A 5669-nucleotide genomic window follows, 5' to 3' on the forward strand; every position below is an offset into this window, starting at 1 on the left:
GGACATCAAGGAGCAGGACGTCTACATGGGCGATATCCCGCTCATGACGATGAACGGCACCTTCGTCGTCAACGGCACCGAGCGCGTCATCGTTTCCCAGATGCACCGTTCGCCTGGCGTGTTCTTCGATCACGACAAGGGCAAGACCCATTCGTCCGGCAAGCTCTTGTTTGCCGCGCGCGTGATTCCGTATCGCGGTTCCTGGCTCGACATCGAGTTCGACGCCAAGGACATCGTGTTCGCGCGCATCGACCGCCGCCGCAAGATCCCCGTGACCTCGCTGATGTACGCGCTCGGTCTCGACGGCGAGACGATCCTTTCGACGTTCTACAAGAAGATCAATTACAAGCGGACCAAGGAAGGCTGGCGCGTGCCGTTCGACGCCACCCGTTTCCGTGGCTACTCGACCATCAACGACCTGATCGATGCCGACACCGGCAAGGTCGTGCTCGAAGCCGGCAAGAAGCTGACCGTGCGCAGCGCGCGCCAGATGCAGGAAAAGGGCCTCAAGGCGCTCCGTCTGTCGGACGAAGAGCTGGTCGGCAACTATCTCGCCGAAGACCTCGTCAATCCGAAGACCGGTGAAATCTACGCCGAAGCCGGCGAAGAACTCACCGAGAAGTCGCTGAAGGCGCTCAACGAGCAGGGCTACAAGGAATTGCCGCTGCTCGACATCGACCACGTCAACGTCGGCGCCTACATCCGCAACACGCTGCATGCCGACAAGAACATGACGCGTGAAGACGCGCTGTTCGACATCTACCGCGTGATGCGTCCCGGCGAGCCGCCGACCATCGACTCGGCCCAGACCATGTTCCAGTCGCTGTTCTTCGACAGCGAGCGCTACGACCTGTCCGCGGTCGGCCGCGTCAAGATGAACATGCGCCTCGAACTCGACGCGCCCGACACCCATCGCACGCTGCGCAAGGAAGACATCCTGGCCGTCATCAAGACGCTGGTCGACCTGCGCGACGGCAAGGGCGAGATCGACGACATCGACCATCTCGGTAACCGCCGGGTGCGTTCGGTCGGCGAATTGATGGAGAACCAGTACCGCATCGGCCTGCTTCGCATGGAGCGCGCGATCAAGGAGCGCATGTCCAGTGTCGATATCGACACCGTGATGCCGCAGGACCTGATCAACGCCAAGCCGGCGGCAGCCGCGGTGCGCGAATTCTTCGGCTCCTCGCAGCTGTCGCAGTTCATGGACCAGACCAACCCGCTGTCGGAGATCACCCACAAGCGCCGTCTTTCGGCGCTCGGACCGGGCGGCCTGACCCGCGAGCGTGCCGGCTTCGAAGTGCGCGACGTGCACCCGACGCATTACGGCCGCATCTGCCCGATCGAGACGCCGGAAGGCCCGAATATCGGTCTGATCAACTCGCTGGCCACCTTCGCGCGCGTCAACAAGTACGGCTTCATCGAAAGCCCGTACCGCAAGATCGTCGACGGCAAGCTGACCAATGACGTCGTCTATCTGTCGGCGATGGAAGAAGCCAAGCACCATGTCGCGCAGGCCAACGCCGAGCTCGACAAGAATGGCGGTTTCGTCGACGAGTTCGTCATTTGCCGCAGCGCCGGCGAAGTGATGATGGCGCCGCGCGAAAACGTCGACCTGATGGACGTTTCGCCCAAGCAGATGGTGTCGGTGGCTGCGGCCCTGATCCCGTTCCTGGAAAACGACGACGCCAACCGCGCCCTGATGGGCTCGAACATGCAGCGTCAGGCCGTGCCGCTGGTGCGCGCCGAAGCGCCATTCGTCGGCACCGGCATGGAGCCGGTGGTTGCCCGTGACTCGGGCGCCGCCATCGGCGCTCGCCGCGGCGGTATCGTCGATCAGGTGGACGCCACGCGTATCGTCATCCGCGCGACGGAAGATCTCGATCCGGGCAAGTCCGGCGTCGATATCTACCGGCTGATGAAGTTCCAGCGTTCGAACCAGAACACCTGCATCAACCAGCGTCCGCTGGTGCGCATGGGCGACCGCGTCAACAAGGGCGACATCATCGCCGACGGCCCGTCGACGGAGCTCGGCGATCTGGCGCTCGGCCGCAACGTTCTGGTCGCGTTCATGCCGTGGAACGGCTACAACTACGAGGACTCGATCCTGCTCTCCGAGCGTATCGTGGCCGATGACGTCTTCACCTCGATCCACATCGAGGAGTTCGAGGTCATGGCCCGCGACACCAAGCTCGGTCCGGAGGAAATCACGCGCGATATCCCGAACGTCTCGGAAGAAGCGCTGAAGAACCTCGACGAAGCCGGCATCGTCTATATCGGCGCTGAAGTTCAGCCGGGCGACATCCTGGTCGGCAAGATCACGCCGAAGGGCGAAAGCCCGATGACGCCGGAAGAGAAGCTTCTGCGCGCCATCTTCGGCGAGAAGGCTTCCGACGTGCGCGACACGTCCATGCGCATGCCTCCGGGCACGTTCGGCACGGTCGTCGAAGTGCGCGTGTTCAACCGCCACGGCGTGGAGAAGGACGAACGCGCCATGGCGATCGAGCGCGAGGAGATCGAACGCCTCGCCAAGGACCGTGACGACGAGCAGGCGATCCTGGACCGCAACGTCTATGCGCGTCTTTCCGACATGCTCGTCGGCAAGGATGCGATCGCCGGACCGAAGGGCTTCAAGAAGGGCTCGACGCTCTCGAAGGACACGCTCGACGAGTATCCGCGTTCGCAGTGGTGGCAGTTCGCCGTGGAGAACGAAAAGCTCCAGAGCGAACTGGAAGCCCTGCGTGGCCAGTACGACGACTCCAAGAAGGCGCTCGAGCAGCGCTTCATGGACAAGGTCGAGAAGGTGCAGCGCGGCGACGAAATGCCTCCGGGCGTCATGAAGATGGTCAAGGTCTTCGTGGCGGTGAAGCGCAAGATGCAGCCGGGCGACAAGATGGCCGGCCGTCACGGCAACAAGGGTGTCGTGTCGCGCATCGTTCCGGTCGAGGACATGCCTTTCCTCGAGGACGGCACGCATGCCGATATCGTGCTCAACCCGCTGGGTGTGCCGAGCCGCATGAATGTCGGCCAGATCCTGGAGACGCATCTGGGCTGGGCTTGCGCAGGCATGGGCAGGAAGATCGGCGAGCTGATCGAGGCCTACAAGTCTGGTGGCGACATCAAGCCGCTGCGCAAGACGCTGGAAAGCTTCATGCCGGCCAATGATCGCAACGAGCCGGTTCGCGAATATGACGACGAGAGCATCCTGCGCCTCAGCGAGCAGATGCGCCGCGGCGTCTCGATCGCGACCCCGGTGTTCGACGGCGCGCATGAGGCCGACATCAACACGATGCTGGAGCAGGCGGGCCTGCACACATCGGGTCAGTCGCAGCTCTATGACGGCCGCACCGGCGAGCCGTTCGATCGCAAGGTGACGATGGGCTACATCTACATGCTCAAGCTTCACCACCTCGTGGACGACAAGATCCACGCGCGTTCGATCGGTCCGTACTCGCTCGTTACCCAGCAGCCGCTGGGCGGCAAGGCGCAGTTCGGCGGCCAGCGCTTCGGCGAAATGGAGGTCTGGGCGCTCGAAGCCTACGGCGCCGCCTACACGCTGCAGGAAATGCTGACCGTGAAGTCGGACGACGTCGCGGGCCGCACCAAGGTCTACGAGTCGATCGTGCGTGGCGAAGACAATTTCGAGGCCGGCATCCCGGAGAGCTTCAACGTGCTCGTCAAGGAAATGCGGTCTCTGGGCCTCAACGTCGAACTGGAAAACACCAAGCTCGACGAAGCTCCGGTCCGGTTGCCCGACGCTGCCGAGTAAGGCAAACGCGCGCCGCGGGAAGCCGCGGCGCGCTTACCAAATTCTTCGGCCGGTGGGCCGACCACTCAGCGGGCATTCGGCCCGCGTCAGATGCAAGGGGTTTTCGAGGACCCCGAAAAGGAGAACGGCATGAACCAAGAGGTCATGAATCTCTTCAATCCCCAGGCGCCCGCGCAGGTGTTCGATTCCATCCGGATCTCGCTTGCCAGCCCCGAGAAGATTCTGTCCTGGTCGTTCGGCGAGATCAAGAAGCCGGAGACCATCAACTACCGCACCTTCAAGCCGGAGCGTGACGGTCTGTTCTGCGCGCGCATTTTTGGCCCGATCAAGGACTATGAGTGCCTGTGCGGCAAGTACAAGCGCATGAAGTACAAGGGCGTCATCTGTGAAAAGTGCGGCGTCGAAGTCACGCTGTCGCGCGTTCGCCGCGAGCGCATGGGCCACATCGAACTGGCCGCTCCGGTCGCCCATATCTGGTTCCTGAAGTCGCTGCCCTCGCGCATCGGCACGCTGCTCGACATGACGCTGAAGGACATCGAGCGCGTCCTCTATTTCGAGAACTACATCGTCACCGAGCCTGGCCTCACCGCGCTGAAGGAGCATCAGCTTCTCAGCGAGGAAGAGTACATGATCGCTGTCGACGAGTATGGCGAGGACTCGTTCACCGCCATGATCGGCGCCGAGGCCATCCATGACCTGCTCGCAGGCATGGACCTGGAGAAAATCGCCGGCGACCTGCGCACGGAGCTGGCTTCGACCACGTCCGAGCTGAAGCAGAAGAAGTATCTGAAGCGGCTCAAGGTCGTGGAGAACTTCATGGAGTCCGGCAACCGTCCGGAATGGATGATCATGAAGGTGGTTCCGGTGATCCCGCCGGACCTGCGCCCGCTGGTTCCCCTGGATGGTGGACGTTTCGCGACGTCCGACCTCAACGACCTCTATCGCCGCGTGATCAACCGCAACAACCGCCTGAAGCGGCTGATCGAACTGCGGGCGCCCGGCATCATCGTGCGCAATGAAAAGCGCATGCTGCAGGAAGCCGTCGATGCGCTGTTCGACAACGGCCGCCGCGGCCGCGTCATCACCGGCGCCAACAAGCGTCCGCTGAAGTCGCTGTCCGACATGCTCAAGGGTAAGCAGGGCCGGTTCCGCCAGAACCTGCTCGGCAAGCGCGTCGACTATTCGGGCCGTTCGGTCATCGTCACCGGTCCGGAGCTCAAGCTGCACCAGTGCGGCCTGCCGAAGAAGATGGCGCTCGAACTGTTCAAGCCGTTCATCTACGCCCGTCTCGACGCCAAGGGTTACTCCTCGACCGTCAAGCAGGCCAAGAAGCTGGTCGAGAAGGAGCGTCCGGAGGTCTGGGATATCCTCGACGAGGTCATCCGCGAGCATCCCGTGCTGCTGAACCGCGCGCCGACGCTGCACCGCCTCGGCATCCAGGCGTTCGAGCCGATCCTGATCGAAGGCAAGGCGATCCAGCTGCATCCGCTGGTCTGCACGGCCTTCAACGCCGACTTCGACGGCGACCAGATGGCCGTTCACGTCCCGTTGTCGCTGGAAGCGCAGCTGGAAGCCCGCGTGCTGATGATGTCGACCAACAACATCCTGCACCCGGCTTCGGGCGCGCCGATCATCGTGCCGTCGCAGGACATGGTTCTGGGGCTCTACTACCTCTCGATCGTCAACCAGAACGAGCCGGGCGAGGGCATGGTGTTTGCCGACATGGGCGAACTCCAGCACGCGCTCGAGACCAAGGCGGTGACGCTGCACGCCAAGATCAAGGGCCGCTTCCGCACGGTCGACGCCGAAGGCAAGGTCGTGTCGAAGATCTACGACACCACGCCTGGCCGCATGATCATCGGCGAACTGCTGCCGAAGAACGTCAACGTGCCGTACGAGA

At 62.9% G+C, this 5669-nt stretch carries 2 protein-coding genes; both read left to right on the forward strand.

The window, feature by feature from the left end:
* The coding region (rpoB, locus tag J0I79_RS02895) for a DNA-directed RNA polymerase subunit beta (protein ID WP_292855222.1) at nt 1-3769 on the forward strand (3769 nt) is incomplete at its 5' end.
* Between the two features lie 129 nt (nt 3770-3898).
* Nucleotides 3899-5669 (forward strand): DNA-directed RNA polymerase subunit beta' (gene rpoC, locus J0I79_RS02900; RefSeq protein WP_292855223.1); only part of this gene is annotated, 1771 nt, incomplete at its 3' end.

The sequence above is a fragment of the Mesorhizobium sp. genome, assembly GCF_017306585.1.
Lineage (GTDB): Bacteria > Pseudomonadota > Alphaproteobacteria > Rhizobiales > Rhizobiaceae > Mesorhizobium.